This is a genomic window from Variovorax sp. LjRoot84 (genome assembly GCF_964254305.1).
GTDB lineage: Bacteria > Pseudomonadota > Gammaproteobacteria > Burkholderiales > Burkholderiaceae_C > Variovorax.
On the sequence record NZ_CAXUTE020000001.1, the window covers coordinates 5,205,248 to 5,222,117 of the forward strand.

Below are 16,870 nucleotides of genomic sequence, written 5' to 3' on the forward strand. Positions count from 1 at the left end.
GGCCTCAGAACGAAAAGTCCTGGAAAACATCGGGCATCTCGCCCTGCGTGGCTTCGGCCTCCTTGGCGTCGTAGGTGGCCTTGTCCCAGAGCTCGAAGTTGTTGCCCATGCCCAGCAACAGAACGTCGCGCGTGATCCCCGCCGCCGAGCGCAGCTCGGGCGAGATCAGCACACGGCCGGTGCCGTCCATTTCGACGTCCATCGCATTGCCCAGGAAAACGCGCTTCCACCACTGTGCCGACATCGGCAGCGCGGCGATGCGTTCGCGGAATTTCTCCCACTCGGGACGAGGGAACAGCATCAGGCATCCGTGCGGATGCTTGGTGATCGTGAGCTGACCGGCCGCGGTGGCGCTCAGGACGTCACGATGCCGGGTCGGCACGGAGAGCCGCCCCTTGGCATCCAGACTGAGCGATGAAGCGCCTTGAAACACGACCACGAACCCCTGTGGTGGGAGGCGTCGCGCACCCAAAAGAGGCACCGCTCGACACTTTTTCCCACTTAACTGCACTTTTTTGCACTGTAGCAGGAAACACTTAGCGCGCAACGGGCCGTCGCAGGTATTTTTTGTAATGGAATCAACGACTTAGCGGTGTTTTTGCAATTCCAAGAACACCGAATTTCGTTGCAGATGAAGCACTTAGCTCACGCAATGAATGTGATGCGTGAACCGCACAAGTGAAAAGCGCCGATCAGAGGATGAATCGAGAGAGGTCTTCGTCGTGACTTAGTGCCGAGAGGCGTGCGTCCACGTAGGCGGCATCGATGCGGATCGCCTGGCCTTCGAGCTTGGTGGCGTCGAAGCTCACTTCGTCGAGCAGCCGCTCCATGACGGTCGACAGGCGCCGCGCGCCGATGTTCTCGGTGCGCTCGTTGACATCGTAGGCGATGCTCGCCAGCCGCGTGATGCTGTCGGGCGCGAATTCCAGCGTCACGCCCTCGGTCGCCAACAGCGCCTGGTACTGCTTCACCAGCGAGGCCTGGGTCTGGGTCAGGATGCTCTCGAAATCCGCCACCGAGAGCGACTGCAACTCGACGCGGATCGGGAAGCGGCCCTGCAATTCGGGGATCAGGTCGCTCGGCTTGCTCAGGTGAAAGGCACCGCTCGCGATGAAAAGGATGTGGTCGGTGCGCACCACGCCGTACTTGGTGGTCACGGACGTGCCTTCGACCAGCGGCAGCAGGTCGCGCTGCACGCCCTGGCGCGACACGTCGGCGCCCTGCGCCTCGGTGCGCGTGGCGACCTTGTCGATCTCGTCGATGAAGACGATGCCGTTCTGCTCGGCGTTGTGGATCGCCTGGGTGCGGATCTCGTCCTCGTTGACCAGCTTGGCGGCCTCCTCTTCGATCAGCAAATGCATCGCCTCGCCGATCTTGAGCTTGCGCGTCTTGCGCCGGCCCTGACTCAGCTGGCCGAACATGCCGCGCAGCTGTTCGGTCATGTCCTCCATGCCGGCGGGGCCCATGATCTCGAGCGGCGCGCGCGCTTCGGCCAGGTCGATCTCGATCTCCTTGTCGTCGAGCTGGTGTTCGCGCAGCTTCTTGCGGAAGGCCTGCCGCGTGGCATTGCCGCTGCCGTCTGTGGCGGCGCCATCGGCCAAACGCGCCGGCGGCAGCAGCACGTCGAGGATGCGCTCTTCCGCCCCGTCCTCGGCGCGCATGCGCACCTTGGCGCTCTCGCTTTCGCGCGTCTGCTTGACGGCGATTTCGGCCAAGTCGCGGATGATCGAATCGACGTCCTTGCCGACGTAGCCGACCTCGGTGAACTTGGTCGCCTCGACCTTGATGAAGGGCGCATCGGCCAGGCGCGCAAGCCGGCGCGCGATCTCGGTCTTGCCCACGCCGGTGGGGCCGATCATGAGGATGTTCTTGGGCGTGATCTCGGCGCGCAGCTTTTCCTCGACCTGCTGGCGGCGCCAGCGATTGCGCAGCGCGATCGCCACCGCGCGCTTGGCGTCGGGCTGGCCGACGATGTGGTGGTCGAGTTCGGAAACGATTTCCTGGGGGGTCATGGACATGGATGGACTCGGAGCGGCCTCACAGGGTCTCTACCGTGTGATGCATATTGGTGTAAATGCAGAGTTCGCCCGCGATCTCGAGCGATTTCTTGACGATGTCGGCGGCGCTCATCTCGGTGTGGTCGACCAGCGCCTTGGCCGCGGCCTGCGCGTAGGCGCCGCCGGAGCCGATCGCGATGATGCCGTTCTCGGGCTCCAGCACATCGCCGCTGCCGGTGATGATCAGCGAGGTGGTGGCGTCGGCCACCGCCAGCATCGCCTCGAGCCGGCGCAGCACGCGATCGGTACGCCAGTCCTTGGTGAGCTCGATGGCGGCGCGCGCCAGGTGGCCCTGATGCTTTTCGAGCTTGGCCTCGAAACGCTCGAAGAGGGTGAAGGCATCGGCGGTCGCGCCGGCAAAACCGGCGAGCACCTTGCCGTGATAGAGCCGGCGCACCTTGCGTGCGCTGCCCTTGATGACGATGTTGCCGAGGGTGACCTGGCCGTCGCCGCCGATCGCGACCTGGTCGCCGTTCGGGGTCTTGCGCCGCACGCTGATGATCGTGGTTCCGTGAAATTGTTCCATCGAAGCAATATGGCGACGGCCGGCGCGAATGCAAGCCGAATAAGCGTAGTGCCCTCGTGAGCTTGAGAGACTATATCGGCCGCCGCCGGGCCGCCCCAAGGCGGCCGAGCCTCCCCCTCGGGGGGTGGTACACGCAGCGAAGCGACGTGAAAAGCCGGGGCCTAGTTCGTTCTGACTGCGACCTCGGCGTGGTCGGCAATGCCGATCACGCCGAAGAAGGCCGCGATCAGCCGGTGCGCGTCCACGAAGGCCACGCGCTGTTCGCGCGCATCGCGGGCCGTGACCCAGTTCAGGAGCGTGCCGGCCGCCACGAAATCGATGCGCACCAGCGCCGCGCACGACACCGACAAGTTCGGTGCGCCGACCAGCTCCGTATCGAGTCGCTCCCAGGTCGAGAGCGACTCGCCCACGAGCTCCCCCGCCAGCGTGCTGTGGCCGATGGGTCCGGCCGGCGCCAGGTCGTCGCCGGGCTCGTCGTCGATGGCCGAGATCGCGAATCCGGACGCCGGCTCCGGTGCGGGCCCCTGCGGCTGTGCTTCGAGCTCGCCGAAATCGCCCTTCGGGTCTTCCCAGGGCGGCGGCGACACCTCGTAGGTGATGCAGTAGTTGAGCGCCAGCAGTTCGAATTCGTCGGCCCGGTGCATGACACGCAAGGCGGCCATGTGCAGCTGCCACCAGACCGCATCGACCTGGCGGTTGTTGACGGGCGTGGCCTCGGTGAGCACGATCAGCAGGCGATCGCTGCCGGCAAAGCGCAGTTGCACCGCCGAATCGGCCCAGTGGTTGAACAAGGCGCGCAGCGGCCCGGCGGCATCGGCTTCGATGGCGTCGAGCGCATTCCAGTCGAGCTTCCACGACGCGCCGGCCGCGGCGAGCGCACGGGTGAGGCCGAGCAGGCTTTCGCGCGTCAGCCGCGCGGGGCTCGCCCAGTCGGCGCCGCCGACCGGTGCCGCCCTCGGCGCCGATTCGCTATCGGCAGCCGCCGAGGCCTGGACATTGCGCGCCAGCGCGCGCAGCGAAATCCATTCGGGCGCAGCCCGCTTCGTGTGCTGCGCATAGCGAACGCCGGCGGCCGCGAACTTCTCGGCATCGCCGGTGGCCCGGTAAAGGTCGAGCAAGGCGAGCCAGGTGTCGTCGTGATCGGCGCTCGGGCTGTCCGGTGCCAGCGTCTGCAACAGGATGGCTTCGGCGCCGACATCGTCGCCGTGGGCGAAGCGGATGGCGGCTTCCTCGATGCTGCCGTCGTAGACGGAGCGTGCGCCCTGCTGCCCGGTCGCCCCGGGGGGCGGCGGCACGCCGGGCACGGTGTCGGCATAGGCGCGCGCATGCTGAGCGGCCATGTCGGAGTTCCGGGAAGCCGCGCCGTCGGGGCCGGCTGCGCCTCCAGGCCCGCGGTTCTTCCACCATTGCTGCGACATCTGCTCTTCGATCTCGTCGATCTTCTTGAGCGTGAGCGCCCGGCCCTCGGTCTTGCCCGAGGTGCTGCTGACGTTGAAGGAGGACGGCGTGGCCGCGGCATCCCGGCCGCCGGCCGCCTCGCGCTGGCGCAACTTGCGCAGCATGTCGAACTCACGGCGGCGCACGAAGTCGTTGCGCTGCCGCCGCTCGATCATTTCCTTGAGCATCTCGCGGCTGTAGCCGTTCTCGAGCTGCGACGACTCCTCGGCGTCGAGCTCGGACCAATCCTTGAGCGGATTGCGAACGAACTTCGCAACCTTCGACAACAAGCGACCGGAATCTTCCTTGGCCATGCGCAGCGTCTCCCCTTCGGCTTCGTGAAAGATCAGTCGCCGAACATCTTCTGCTTCAGTTCACGACGCTGTTGCGCCTCCAGGGACAGTGTGGCGGTCGGCCGGGCCAGCAGGCGGCCGACACCGATCGGCTCGCCGGTTTCGTCGCAGTAGCCGTAGTCGCCGGCGTCGATGCGCTGGATCGACTGCTCGATCTTCTTGAGCAGCTTGCGCTCGCGGTCGCGCGTGCGCAGTTCGAGCGCATGCTCTTCCTCGATGGTGGCGCGGTCGGCCGGGTCCGGCACGACCACCGTGTCTTCGCGCAGATGCTCGGTGGTCTCGCCGGCGTTCTCGAGGATGCCGCGCTTGAGCTCCTGCAGCTTGAGGCGGAAGAAGGCCATCTGCTTCTCGTTCATGTACTCCGAATCCGGCATCGCGATCACCTCGGCATCGGTGAGTTCGTGGGCCGGCTTGCTCTTCCAGTTGTTGGCCAGCTTCGGGTCCTTCTTGACGGCGATGGGCGGCGGCGGCACCAGCGGGTTCGTCGTGATCTGGACGAAGCTCGATTTGGCCGCGGTGGAGGCCACCGACTGGGGCATGGAGGGCACGGTCAGCTGCGACAGCCGCGAAACGCGTCCGCCGCGTGCGGGGGCAGGCGTGGCGGCGGGGGTATTGGTGGGGGTGGTCGGAGTGGTCATGGAAGGTGTCGCCGTGGCGGGAGTGGAGGCGGCAGCCGCTTTTTTCACGGGAGTCGGTGATGCAGCATGTGCGGTGGCACGAGGGCCGGCCGCCTTGGTTGACGAAGCGCCTGCACTCGCCGTCGTGGCCTTGCTCTTGGCAGGGGCCTTCGACGGCGCGGCAGACTTGACTGGCTTGACCGGAGAAACCTTCTTCGCCGCGGGCACAGCCTTCTTGGCAGCCGGTGTCTTCTTGACCGCCGGCTTGGTCACGGGCTTGGCTTTGGCGACGGGTTTCTTCACGGTGACTGGCTCCTTCGACGAACGTTGTCAGGGTGCTCGCCGGTGGCGAACCCCGGGGTTATACCCCCGAAAGCAGGCCAGAAACGTGCGCAGTCCTATGCCGAAAGTCACACATCCCCATAAAGACAGGACAGGTGCGCTCCCGGAACAGGCGCGCGATTGTATAGACAAAGAATGTTGGCCCCCGGCTTTTCACTTCGCTACGCTGCGTGTAACTCCACCCCCGAGGGGGAGGCGCGGCTCGCCTTGGGGGGCCCGGCGGCGGCCGCCTCGCACTCGATCATCAGACCAGGCACTGCTCCAGGCCCTGCTCCAGGATTTCGCGCGGCAGGTCGATGCCGATGAAGACCATGCGGCTGTTGCGTTTTTCGTCCGCGCCCCAGGCCGGGCCGAGGTCGCTGCCCATCAGCTGGTGCACGCCCTGGAAGATCACCTTGCGCTCGGTGCCCTGCATGTGGAGCACGCCCTTGTAGCGCAGCATGCGCGGGCCGTAGATGTTGACGATGGCGCCCAGGAAATCCTCCAGCCGCGCCGGGTCGAAGGGCCGGTCGGCGCGGTAGACGAAGCTTTTCACGTCGTCGTCATGGTGATGGTGGTGGCCGTGGCCCTCGTTCGCATGCGAGGGGTGGTCGCAATCCTCGCCGTGTTCGTGGTCGTGGTGCTCGTGCTCGTCTTCCTTGAGAAAGTCCGGGTCGATGTCCAGCTTGGCGTTGAGGTTGAAGCCGCGCAGATCGAACACGTCTTTCAGCGGCACCTCGCCGAAATGCACCTTCTGCTGCGGCGCGCGCGGGTTCATGTGCTTGAGCCGGTGGATCAGCGCCTCGGTCTCGTCGGCGGCGACCAGGTCGCTCTTGCTGATGAAGATCTGGTCGGCAAAGCCGACCTGGCGGCGCGCCTCCTGGCGGTCGTTGAGCTGCTGCGGCGCATGCTTGGCGTCCACCAGCGTGAGGATCGAGTCGAGCAGGTAGCTCTCGGCGATCTCGTCGTCCATGAAGAAGGTCTGGGCCACCGGGCCGGGGTCGGCCAGGCCGGTGGTCTCGATCACCACGCGGTCGAAATCGAGCAAGCCCTTGCGCTTCTTGGCCGCCAGCAGTTGCAGCGCCTCGCGCAGGTCCTCGCGGATGGTGCAGCAGATGCAGCCGTTGCTCATCTGCACGATCTGCTCCTTCGACTCGGTGACCAGGATGTCGGTGTCGATGTTCTCTTCGCCGAATTCGTTCTCGATCACCGCGATCTTCTGTCCGTGCGCCTCGTTCAGGATGCGCTTCAGCAAGGTCGTCTTGCCGGCGCCGAGGAAGCCGGTCAGGATGGTGGCGGGAATGAGGGCCATGAAGTGCTCCGGGGTGGAATCGGGGAAAGGCGGAAAGTTTAGCGACGGCGGTCCGGCCGCGCTCCGGCAAGGGCAAAAGCTATTTGCGCACCACCACCAGGCCCTTCAGGTACTCGCCCTCGGGGAATTCGATGGTCATCGGGTGGTCCGGCGCGGCGCCCAGGCGCTCGCTGATGTAGCCGTCGACCCCGGCATCGATGCCGGCGCCGGCCACGATTTTGTGGAACAGGTCGGCACCGATGCCGCCCGAGCATGAAAAAGTCAAGAGCACGCCGCCCGGCGCCAGCAGCTTGAGCGCCAGCCGGTTGATGTCCTTGTAGGCCCGCGCGGCGCGCTCGGCGTGGGCGACGGTGGGCGCGAACTTGGGCGGATCGAGCACGATGGCGTCGAACACCCGGCCCTCCTCGATGAAGCGGCGCAGCGCGGCATTGACGTCGGCATCGAGGAACTCGGTGCGCGCGCCTTCGAAGCCGTTCAAGGCGACATGCGCACGCGCACGCTCCAGCGCCGGCAGCGAGGAATCGATGGACACCAGCTCGGCGCCCTCGACCGCGCCGGCCGCCTTCAAGCCCGCGAGCGCCGCGACCGTGAAGCCGCCGGTGTAGCAGAAGCAGTTGAGCACGCGGCGAAAGCGGCGATGCCGGGCCAGTTCGGCAAAGCGCCGGCGGCTGTCGCGCTGGTCCAGGTAGAAGCCGGTCTTGTGGCCGGTCGCGATGTCGAGCGTGAGCTGCCAGTCGTGCTCGCGGATCGTGAGCTCTGTGGGACCGCTGCCGCGCAGCCAGCCGGTCTGCGGCGCGAGGCCCTCGCGCTCGCGGCCGCTTGCGTCGGAGCGTTCGTAAAGTTTTGCAAGACCGGTGGCAGCCAGCAAAGCATCGGCCAGCACCTCCTTCCAGCGCTCCACGCCGGCCGACAGGAACTGCGCCACCAGCGTGTCGCCATAGCGGTCGACGATCAGGCCCGGCAGGCCGTCGGCCTCGCCGTGGACCAGCCGCACGCCGTCGCTCTGCAGGTCGAAGAGCTGCCGGGCTGCGACCGCACTCGCGACACGCGCCGCAAAAAAGGCCGCGTCGATGCGCTGCTTCTCGTCGAAGCTCCAGGCGCGGGCGCGAATCTTCGAATGCGGGCTGAAGGCCGCCCAGGCGAGGAACTTGCCCTCGTCCGATTCGATGCGCACCGTCTCGCCCGCATCGCCGCCGCCTTTGGCGATCGCCGATTCGAAGACCCATGGATGGCGGCGCTGCAGCGAGCGCTCCTTGCCGGGCCGAAGACGCAGAAGTTTCATGGCTTGTTCTTGCCTTTATGGGCGCGCACCGATGCGCCCTCGTCGCGCGCGTGCGCCCGCGGATGCGCCGCGTCGTAGGCCTTGGCCAGGTGCTGGAAATCCAGCCGCGTGTAGACCTGCGTGGTTGCGATGTTGGCGTGGCCCAGCAGCTCCTGCACCGCGCGCAGGTCGCTGCTGGACTGCAGCACGTGGCTGGCAAATGAATGGCGCAGCATGTGCGGATGCACCGGCGCGGCCAAGCCGGCCTTGAGGCTGCGCTGGCGCAGCTGCTTCCAGACCGAATGGGGGGAGAAACGCAGGCCGTTGCGGCCGATGAATAGCGCGGCGGCGTTCGCCGGATCGCGCAGTCGGGCGGCCTCGAGCGCGCTGCATTCGTCGCGCACCGCGAGCCAGGCCGCAAGCGCCTCGGCCGCCTTGGCGCCCACCGGCACGATGCGGCGCTTGCTGCCCTTGCCGAGCACGCTGGCTTCCGGCGCATCGAGATCGACCCAGCCGCGCGCGGTGTTGCTGGCGCGCACGTCCAATCCGGTCAGTTCGCCGACGCGCAGGCCGCAGCCGTAGAGCAGTTCGACGATCGCGCGATCGCGCGCCTCGGCCCAGGGGTCGGCATCGGCGTCGTGCAGGTCGGCCAGCTGCACGGCCTCGTCGACCGCCAGCGCCTTCGGCAAGGGCCGAGCTGCCTTGGGCGCATGAACGTCCTGCACCGGGTTCGCGCCCACCAACCCCTCGTTGCCGAGCCAGCGGTAGAAGCCGCGCCAGCACGAGAGCACCAGCGCGATGCCGCGCGCTTCGCGGCCGGCGCTGTGCAGCTGCGCCATCCAGCGCCGCACGTGGACGGTCTGAACCTTGTCGAGCGCCAGACCGCCCGCCAGGGCCCTCTCGGCCAGCGTCTTCAGATGGATGGCGTAGAGCTCGACGGTGCGCGCCGCAAGCCGGCGTTCCACGCGCACGTGCTCGAGGTACTTCTCGACCAGTGCTGGGGTCGCGATCTGCGACTCAGTGGAGGTATCCATTGGCGGCATTGTTCACGATGGCAAGCGGCTCGCGCAACGCGCCCTTGAAGAGCATGCCCCAGCGGCGCCAGCAGGAGGTCGGCGCCGCGGCGTATTGCAGCTCGAACATCCGGTCGAAGGCGGCCGCGCGCGCCAGGCGCTCCACGCGCCACAGGTGGTAGGGCTCGGACACGATGATCACGCTCTTCACGCCGGCTGCCTGCAGCACGGCGCGCGACATCGAGAGGTTCTCGCGCGTCGTCGACGACACGGGCTCCAACAGCAGCGTGCCCGTGTACCCGGCGTCGCGCGCATGCTGCTGCATCACCTCGGCCTCGACGCGCCCGTCCTCGCGGTCGATGCCGCCGGACAGCACGAGCTGGCGCACACGTCCCTCCCGCGCCAGCGCGATGCCGGTGTCGACACGGCCGGTGAGGCAGGGGTTGGGCTTGCCGTCGCGATACGCGCGGTTGCCGAGGATCAGTGCCGCATCGGCCGCGCGCTGGGGCGGATGGCCCAGCAGGTCGAGCGCATGCAGCCAGATCGTGATCGCGATGGCTGCATAGCCCAGCAGCAGGACCCCCAGCGCGCCGAGTACCGCGCGCCTGAAGCCGCGGATCAAGGCCGCAGCCGCGAGAGCGCGCCCGAGGCCAGCTCGGCGATGCGCTCCAGGAAGTCGGTGCCCATCTCGGCATTGAAGCGCTGCGCGTCGGGCGATGCCAGCACCAGCAGGCCGAAGGCCGGCGCCTCGGCGTCGGGCCGCAGCGGAATCAGCGCGATCGACACCGCGGCACGCGGCTCGGCCAGCCAGTTGGCGGCTTCGAAGCCGGCGTTCAGGCCGCAGTACGGCGCCGTCAGCGAGGTGGCCAGCGCCTTCACGTCGTCGCTGACCCACTGCGCGTACGGCTCGTTGAGGTAGCTGCTGTCGCAGTCCCAGATCTTGATCGCGGTCTGCGGCACCAGGAACAGCGTCTGCAGCTGCTCCGCGATCTGGGTCGGCAGCCCGCGCGGGTCGCGCGTGGTCAGGAGGCCTCGCGTCCAGCGCTGCAGCCGGTCGGCCGTGACCACGTTCTCGGTGCCATGGCGCACCATATCCATCACCCGGTGCTCCAGCGCCTTGATCTTCTCGCGCAGCATCTCGGCCTGCCGTTCCTGCAGGCTCACCGCGCGGTTGCCGTGCGGGCTGGTGAGCTGCACCTGGCCCAGCAGCTGCGCATGGCGTTCGAAGAAGTCCGGCGTGTTCGAGAGGTAGTTGGCGATGTCGTCTTCGGTGATCGGGTTCATGGCGTTGGAGTTGAATTTGTTCATGGCACTTCGATTTCGCCTTCGAACACGGTGTCGGCGGGCCCGGTCATCAGCACCGGAGCGCCGTCGCCGGCCCATTCGATGGTGAGCAGTCCGCCGCGGGTCTGGACGTCGACCCCGGTGTCGAGCCGGCCGAGACGGATGCCCGCGACCACCGCGGCGCAGGCGCCGGTGCCGCAGGCCAGCGTTTCGCCGGCGCCGCGCTCGAACACGCGCAGGCGCACGTGCGTGCGGTCGACGACCTGCATGAAGCCGGCGTTGACGCGCTGCGGGAAGCGCGGATGGTGCTCGATCGCCGGACCCTGGGTGGCCACCGGCGCCGTCTCGACGTCCGGCACGATCTGCACCGCATGCGGGTTGCCCATCGACAGCACGGCCACCGACACCTTGGCGCTTTCGGCGTGCGTGCCCAGGGTCAGGTGCCAGGTGTGCCAGGCGCCGTCGTGCTGCGGGTCGAGGCCGGCGGTGTCGAAGGGCACGCGTGCGGGCTCGAAGATCGGCGCGCCCATGTCGACCGTCACGCGGCCGTCGGCGCCCATGTGCGGCTCGATCACGCCCGAGAGCGTCTGCACGCGCACCGTGTCCTTCGGCGTGAGGCCGTGCTCGCGCACGAAGCGCATGAAGCAGCGCGCGCCGTTGCCGCACTGCTCGACCTCGCCGCCGTCGGCGTTGTGGATCACGTATTGGAAATCGATGCCCGCCGCCGGCGAAGGCCGCACGGTGAGGATCTGGTCGGCGCCGACGCCGAAGTGGCGGTCGGCCAGGAAGCGGTACTGCGCCGCACTCAGGCCCAGCGCGCCACGGGTTTCGTCCAGCACGACGAAGTCGTTGCCGGCGCCCTGCATCTTGGTGAAGCGGATTCGCATCGGGGGATTATCCGCCGCGGCCAGCCCTGATCCGGTCGAGCGCCCGGTCGAGGAAGGCCAACCGGTCCTGCCCCCAGAAGCGCTCGCCCTCGAGGATGAAGGTCGGCGCGCCGAACACGCCCTTCTCCACCGCCTCGGCGCTGTTGGCACGGTAGCGGGCCTGGGTTTCGGGCCCCTGCTCCAGCGCCTGCAGCGCGGCACCGTCGTAGCCGCTGTCGTCGGCGACCGCGATGCGCACCGCGGCATCCGAGGTGTCGCGTTCCTCGGCCCACAGCGCGCGCAAGAGCGCATGCGAGAGCGGCTGCGCATCGAGCCCCTGCAGTTGGGCGGCGATCACCATCCAGCCCGGGTACTTGTTCCAGTTCGGATCGGCCGGCGGGCCCTTGGGATAGTGCTTCGGCTCCAGGTTGAGCGGCATGCCCAGGTACTCGCGCCAGCGCGCGAGTTCGAGCGCATGGTAGGTGCGGCGCGGCTCGGGCCGCGTCTTGAGCGGAATGCCGCCGGTCTGCGGCACCACGGCCTGGAAATCGTAGGGCTTGAGCACGAGCCGCACGTGGTGGCGGCGCACGATGTCCTGCAGTTGCGGACCGCCGAGATACGCCCAAGGCGAAGAGAGGCTGTAGTAGCAGTCGAGTTCGATCATGTTCTGGATTATCTTCAGGCGATGCCTGACGACCTCTCTTCCGACGCCCTGCCGCCGGTGCCTGTGCAATTCACCGCGAGCCCGCGCGATGCGGCGGCGCTCGAAAAGCTGGCTGCGCAAGTGCGCGCCGATCTCGAGCGCATCAACCTGCCGCCGCCCGCCTGGGTGCTGCCGGCCGAATCGGCCGATGCCGACACGCCAGTGCTCGACGTGCTGGTGGCCGGCGCCGGCATGTGCGGCCAGACCGCCGCCTTCGCATTGCGCAAGGAAGGCGTGACCCACATCCGCGTGATCGACCGCGCCGCGCGCGGCGACGAAGGCCCATGGGGCACCTATGCGCGCATGCTCACGCTGCGCAGCCCCAAGCAGGTCGGCGGCCCCGAGCTCGGCGTGCCATCGCTGTCTTTCCGCGCCTGGTACGAGGCGCAGCACGGCATCGAAGGCTGGGCTGCGCTGCACAAGATCGGCCGCATCGACTGGCGCGACTACCTGCTGTGGGTGCGCGACACCGTCGGCCTGCCGGTGGACAACGGCGTCGCGCTGCGCTCCGTGTCGCACAGCGACGATGGGCGGCTGCTCGCGGTCGAACTCACGGACCCGCAGGGCCGGCGCGAAACCGTACGCACGCGGCAGCTGGTGCTGGCGCTGGGCCGCGACGGCAGCGGCGCGCCGCGCTGGCCGTCTTTTCCGTCCTTGCGGCGCGACGACCCGCACGCGGCCGGCCGGGTGTTCCATTCGGCCGACGCGATCGACTTCGCCGCCCTCGCCGGCAAGCGCATCGGCGTGCTGGGCGCTGGCGCCTCGGCCTTCGACAACGCGGCCTGCGCGCTGGAGGCCGGTGCCGCGGAGGTCGTGCTGTTCGCGCGCCGGCCGCAATTGCCGCAGGTCAACAAGAGCAAGGCCGCATCGAGCCACGGCTTCCTGCGCGGCTTCGAAGGCCTGGACGATGCGCGCAAGTGGCGCGTCTACACCTACATCTTCGACGAGCAGGTGCCGCCGCCCTGGGAAACCGTGCGCCGCTGCGATGCGCATGCGGCCTTCACGCTGCTGCTCGGCACGCCCTGGCTGGACGTGGCGCCCGATGCGCAAGGCGTGGAGGTCAGCACGCCGAACGGCGGCAGCGAGCGCTTCGACGCCGTGATCTTCGGCACCGGCTTCGACGTCGACCTGCTCGACCGCCCCGAGATCGCGCGCTACACGCCGCTGGTCGACACCTGGGCCCAGCACGTGCTGCCCGAGGAGGCGCAGCGCTATCCCGAGCCGGCGCGCTTCCCCTACCTGGGTGCGGGCTTCGAACTGCGCGGCCGCACGGGCGTCGCCAGCAGCACCGAGGCCGAGGCGCTCTCGCGCATGCGCCTGTTCAACTGGGGCGCCACCATGAGCCACGGCGCGCTGGCGGGTGACATCCCCGGCCTCGCGATCGGCGCCACGCGCCTGGCCCACGCGATCGCGCGCGACCTGTTCGTCGAGGACGCCGACCGCCACTGGGCGCGCCTGCTGGAACACGATGAGCCGGAACTGATCGCGACCCGCTGGTACGCGCCGGACAAGCGAAGCTGATGGACACCCGCCAGATGCGCTGCATCCTCGCGGTCAGCGAGGCCGGCAGCCTCACGCGCGCGGCCGAGCAATTGGGCCTCGCGCAGCCGGCGCTCACGCAGACGCTGAACCGGCTCGAGCGCGAGATCGGCACGCCGCTCTTCACGCGCACGCGACGCGGCGCCACGCTGACCGAGGCCGGCCTCGCGATCGTGGAGGACGTTCGCGCCAGCCTGGCCCACGCCGACGCGGCGGCCGAGCGCGCACGGGCCATGGCGGCGGGCCGCGCCGGCCGGCTCACCATCGGCTTCGTGACCCATGCCATCTACGAGGTGTTGCCGCGCGCGCTGCGCCTGCTGCGCGCCGCCCATCCGCAGCTCGACGTGGTGCTGCGCGAGATGAGCAATGCCGAGCAGGTCGACGCACTGGCGGGCGGCCGCATCGACATCGCGCTGCTGCATCCGCCTGTCTCGGTCGATGCCAAGGTGAACGAGCTGCGCCTGGGCGAGGAGCCGATGGTGGCCGCACTGCCCGCCGGCTACGAGGTGGCCGCCGACGGCTGCGTGTCCCTGGCCGAAATCGCGCAGCATGGGCTGGTCTGGTTTCCCGAGCAGCAGATTCCGGCCCTGCGCAGCCAGCTGCTGGGCGCGATCCGCCGCACCGGCCATCAGGTGCAGGTGGTGCAGGACGCCAACCGCACGCTGACCGTGCTGGCCTGCGTGGCCGCCGGCCTCGGCTGGTCGCTGCTGCCGCGCTCGGTGCATGCGCTGCGCCATGAAGGCGTGCGCTATGCCGAGGTGCGCGACGGCGCGGACCTGCCCGCCTTCGAGCTGTCGGCGATGTGGCTGGCGCGCTCGCGACCCACCTTTGCCGATGCGTTCGCCGAATTGCTGGGCCCCGTACCTCAATCGAGCTGAAGCTTGTTCTCCTTGGCGAGCCGGCTCCACTTCGCGAGCTCGGCGCGGCGGAACGCATCGAGCTCTGACGGATCGGAGCCGATCACCTCGGCGCCCATGGCCTCCAGCCGCTGGCGCACCTCCGGGTCCTTGACGGTGGCGGCGATCTCCTTCGAGAGCCGCGCGATCACCGCAGCCGGCGTGCCCGCCGGCACGAAGACCGCATTCCACTCGTACATCTCGTAGCCCGGCAGGCCCGACTCGGCGAGAGTCGGCACCTCGGGCAGCACCGGCGAGCGCGTCTTGCCGCCGATTGCGAGCGGCCGCAGCTTGCCGCTCTGGATGTAGGGCATGCCCGAACCCAGGCTGGCGAAGAACACCGGCACCTGGCCCGCCATGACGTCGGTGAGCGCCGGGCCGCCGCCCTTGTAGGCCACGTGCGTCATGCGCGTCTTGGCCATCGAATCGAAGAGCTCGGCCGCCAGATGCGGCGAGGACCCGTTGCCCGAGGAGGCGTAGTTGATCTCCCCCGGCCGCGCCTTGGCTTGGGCGATCAGGTCCTTGACGCTCGCGATCGGCGCACCGGGATGCACCACGAGGATATTGGGCACCCTGACCAAGAGCGAGACCGGCGCGAAGTCGCGCAGCGTGTCGAAGGGCATCTTGCTGCGCAGCGCCGGGTTCTGCGCATGGTTGGAGGCGTCGAGCATCAAGGTATAGCCGTCGGCCGGGCTCTTGGCGACCAGCTCGCCACCGATCGCGCCGCCGGCGCCGCCGCGGTTGTCGATCACCACCGGCTGGCCGAGCCGGGCCGAGAGCTTGGGCCCGATGATGCGCGCCACCGCATCGACCGTGCCGCCCGGCGGATAGGTCACGACCAGGCGCACCGGCTTGGCCGGCCAGGCTTGCGCCTGTGCACCGAGGGCTGCGAGCAGCAGGGTCGCGCCGCCCGCGGCACGGAAGATGGCGCGCACGAGGCGCGAGGGATGGAACATCGGTGTCTCCTTCGGGCGCCGATGCCGGCGCCCCTTTTCTGTTGATGACTCAGGCGAAACGGAACAGCGCGGCGGGTGTGTCGACCAGGATGCGCCGGCGCGCCTCGGCATCCGGCACCCAGTCGGCCAGCGCCGCCTGGGTGGATCCGTAATCGGCCAGATCCTGGTGTTGCGTGTGCGGCCAGTCGCTGCCCCACAGCAGGCGGCCGGCACCCAGCGCCTGCAGCAGGGCCTGTGCAGCGGCGCGGGCCGCGCTGCTGCGCTGATCGGGCCAGTTGCGGTAGGCCGCGGAGAGCTTGACCCACACGCGCCCGGTCGAAGCGCTGCGCAGCAGCCAGGCGAAGCCTTCGTCGTCGCCGGGCGCCGGGCCGGGCCGGCCGAAGTGGTCCACCACCAGCTTGCAGCCGGCATCGAGGATGGACTGCCCGACCAGCGGCAGGTCGTGCGATTCGCGATGCAGCTCCACATGCCAGTCGAGCGCACGCACACGCTCGAACAGGCGCTGCCATTCGGCACGCGCGAAGTCGGGAATGGGCAGCCCGACGAGGTTGAGCCGGATGCCGCAGACGCCTTGCCGGTCCAGCGCCGCCAATTCGTTCTCGCCGATGCTCGGCTCGACGATCACGACGCCGCGCAGCCGCTCTGGACAGGCGCGCAGCGCATCGAGCAGGAAGCTGTTGTCGGTGCCCAGGAAGCTCGGCTGCACCAGCACCGCATGCGAGACCGCTTGCGCGTCGAGCAGCGCGAGGTAGTCGGGCAAGAGCGCGTCGTAGTCGGGCGCGTGGCGATGCACCGGCGCCAGCGGCAGGCCGCGCCGGAACACGTGGGCGTGGCTGTCGACCGCGGTGATCGGCTCAGGCATAGCGCGCATCGAGCTCATCGAATTCCTTCTTGCGCACCAGCGCCTGACGCTCGGCGAAAGTGGCGACCAGGCCGCTCGCCTCGTCCAGCCGGCCGCGCTCGCGCAGGCCTTGCAGCGCCAGCGTCATGCCCCGCACCGCGCCCTGCAGCGCGGCGTTGGCATAGAGCACCAGGCCGAAGCCCATGGCGCCGAACTCGGCCGCGTCCAGCATCGGCGTCTTGCCACCGATCACCACGTTGACCACCTGCGGGCAGGCCAGCTCGCGCGGAATGCGGCGCAGCGCTTCGAGCGACTCGGGCGCCTCCACGAAGGTGATGTCGGCCCCGGCCTCGGCATAGGCCGCGGCGCGCGCGATCGCAGCGTCGATGCCTTCGACCGCGGCCGCGTCGGTGCGCGCGATCACCAGGAAGTCGGCATGCACCCGGGCATCGACCGCCGCCTTCACCTTGCCGAGCATCTCGTCCTGCGCGATCACCGCCTTGCCCTCGAAGTGCCCGCACTTCTTGGGGCTCACCTGATCTTCCAGCTGGATCGCGTTGGCGCCGGCGCGCTCCAGCGTGCGCACCGTGTGCTGCACGTTGAGCGCATTGCCGAAGCCGGTGTCGGCGTCGACGATGATGGGCAGCTTCACCGCATCGCGCAGCGCGGCCGTGTGCTGCGCGAGATCGCCCAGGTGGACGAAGCCCAGGTCGGGGATGCCGTAGAAGGTGTTGGTGAGCCCGGCGCCGCTCAGGTAGACGGCCTCGAAGCCCAGCTCCTCGATCACTCGCGCGGCCAGCGCGTTGGCCGCGCCCGGCACCAGCAGGCCGCGCTTGGCTTCGACCTTTTGCCGCAACAGCGTGCCGGGATGGATGGCCTTCGTCATCG

Annotated in this window: 17 protein-coding genes; 2 read left to right on the forward strand and 15 right to left on the reverse strand. The window is 68.9% G+C overall.

Going from position 1 to position 16,870, the window contains the following annotated elements:
* Positions 1-4: 4 nt before the first annotated feature.
* From mraZ to ACSQ9I_RS25780, 12 genes are all read right to left on the reverse strand, one after another.
* Positions 5-433, reverse strand: a complete 429-nt coding sequence (gene mraZ / locus ACSQ9I_RS25725; RefSeq protein WP_093104177.1) for a division/cell wall cluster transcriptional repressor MraZ — start codon at positions 431-433, stop codon at positions 5-7.
* A 259-nt stretch (positions 434-692) separates the two neighbouring features.
* Positions 693-2,018: an ATP-dependent protease ATPase subunit HslU gene (gene hslU / locus ACSQ9I_RS25730; protein WP_436314951.1), complete on the reverse strand. Its 1,326-nt coding sequence runs from the start codon at positions 2,016-2,018 to the stop codon at positions 693-695.
* Positions 2,019-2,037: 19 nt separating this feature from the next.
* Positions 2,038-2,583 (reverse strand): ATP-dependent protease subunit HslV, encoded by a 546-nt coding sequence (hslV, locus tag ACSQ9I_RS25735; RefSeq protein ID WP_436293632.1) that lies wholly within the window; start codon positions 2,581-2,583, stop codon positions 2,038-2,040.
* A gap of 161 nt (positions 2,584-2,744) precedes the next feature.
* Positions 2,745-4,334, reverse strand: coding sequence for an STAS domain-containing protein (locus ACSQ9I_RS25740; protein ID WP_436314952.1), 1,590 nt, complete (start codon positions 4,332-4,334; stop codon positions 2,745-2,747).
* Positions 4,335-4,366: 32 nt separating this feature from the next.
* Positions 4,367-5,011: an RNA polymerase-binding protein DksA gene (gene dksA, locus ACSQ9I_RS25745; RefSeq protein WP_093104176.1), complete on the reverse strand. Its 645-nt coding sequence runs from the start codon at positions 5,009-5,011 to the stop codon at positions 4,367-4,369.
* Positions 5,012-5,576: 565 nt separating this feature from the next.
* Positions 5,577-6,623 carry a CobW family GTP-binding protein gene (locus ACSQ9I_RS25750; RefSeq protein WP_436305458.1) on the reverse strand — a complete coding sequence of 349 codons (1,047 nt, stop codon included), beginning with the start codon at positions 6,621-6,623 and terminating at the stop codon, positions 5,577-5,579.
* A gap of 79 nt (positions 6,624-6,702) precedes the next feature.
* Positions 6,703-7,905, reverse strand: coding sequence for a class I SAM-dependent rRNA methyltransferase (locus tag ACSQ9I_RS25755; protein ID WP_436305459.1), 1,203 nt, complete (start codon positions 7,903-7,905; stop codon positions 6,703-6,705).
* Positions 7,902-8,918 carry a tyrosine recombinase XerC gene (locus ACSQ9I_RS25760; protein WP_436314953.1) on the reverse strand — a complete coding sequence of 339 codons (1,017 nt, stop codon included), beginning with the start codon at positions 8,916-8,918 and terminating at the stop codon, positions 7,902-7,904. The genes ACSQ9I_RS25755 and ACSQ9I_RS25760 overlap by 4 nt, the downstream gene beginning before the upstream one ends.
* Entirely contained in the window at positions 8,902-9,519 is a 618-nt protein-coding gene (locus tag ACSQ9I_RS25765; protein WP_436314954.1) for a YdcF family protein, read from the reverse strand. Before ACSQ9I_RS25765 ends, ACSQ9I_RS25760 begins: the two co-directional genes overlap by 17 nt.
* Complete coding sequence (locus ACSQ9I_RS25770; protein WP_093103992.1) at positions 9,516-10,205, reverse strand: DUF484 family protein; 690 nt, start codon at positions 10,203-10,205, stop codon at positions 9,516-9,518. The genes ACSQ9I_RS25765 and ACSQ9I_RS25770 overlap by 4 nt, the downstream gene beginning before the upstream one ends.
* Positions 10,202-11,068 carry a diaminopimelate epimerase gene (gene dapF, locus ACSQ9I_RS25775; RefSeq protein ID WP_093103990.1) on the reverse strand — a complete coding sequence of 289 codons (867 nt, stop codon included), beginning with the start codon at positions 11,066-11,068 and terminating at the stop codon, positions 10,202-10,204. Before dapF ends, ACSQ9I_RS25770 begins: the two co-directional genes overlap by 4 nt.
* 7 nt (positions 11,069-11,075) lie before the next feature.
* The gene (locus ACSQ9I_RS25780; protein WP_436314955.1) at positions 11,076-11,711 is read right to left on the reverse strand and encodes a 2-hydroxychromene-2-carboxylate isomerase; all 636 of its coding nucleotides are present in this window, start codon (positions 11,709-11,711) and stop codon (positions 11,076-11,078) included.
* A 21-nt stretch (positions 11,712-11,732) separates the two neighbouring features.
* On the opposite strand from ACSQ9I_RS25780, the gene ACSQ9I_RS25785 reads away from it, so the two are divergent.
* Entirely contained in the window at positions 11,733-13,271 is a 1,539-nt protein-coding gene (locus ACSQ9I_RS25785) for a SidA/IucD/PvdA family monooxygenase (RefSeq protein WP_436314956.1), read from the forward strand.
* The gene (locus tag ACSQ9I_RS25790; RefSeq protein ID WP_436314958.1) at positions 13,271-14,167 is read left to right on the forward strand and encodes a LysR family transcriptional regulator; all 897 of its coding nucleotides are present in this window, start codon (positions 13,271-13,273) and stop codon (positions 14,165-14,167) included. The genes ACSQ9I_RS25785 and ACSQ9I_RS25790 overlap by 1 nt, the downstream gene beginning before the upstream one ends.
* On the opposite strand, the gene ACSQ9I_RS25795 is transcribed toward ACSQ9I_RS25790, so the two are convergent.
* The 3 genes from ACSQ9I_RS25795 to ACSQ9I_RS25805 are packed head-to-tail and all read right to left on the reverse strand — an operon-like array spanning position 14,155 to position 16,868.
* A complete protein-coding gene (locus ACSQ9I_RS25795) occupies positions 14,155-15,141 on the reverse strand; it encodes a tripartite tricarboxylate transporter substrate binding protein (RefSeq protein ID WP_436314959.1) in 987 nt (328 codons plus the stop codon). The genes ACSQ9I_RS25790 and ACSQ9I_RS25795 overlap by 13 nt on opposite strands.
* Positions 15,142-15,190: 49 nt before the next feature.
* The gene (locus ACSQ9I_RS25800; RefSeq protein WP_436314960.1) at positions 15,191-16,021 is read right to left on the reverse strand and encodes an amidohydrolase family protein; all 831 of its coding nucleotides are present in this window, start codon (positions 16,019-16,021) and stop codon (positions 15,191-15,193) included.
* The gene (locus ACSQ9I_RS25805; RefSeq protein ID WP_436315828.1) at positions 15,996-16,868 is read right to left on the reverse strand and encodes an isocitrate lyase/PEP mutase family protein; all 873 of its coding nucleotides are present in this window, start codon (positions 16,866-16,868) and stop codon (positions 15,996-15,998) included. Before ACSQ9I_RS25805 ends, ACSQ9I_RS25800 begins: the two co-directional genes overlap by 26 nt.
* Between the last annotated feature and the right edge of the window lie 2 nt (positions 16,869-16,870).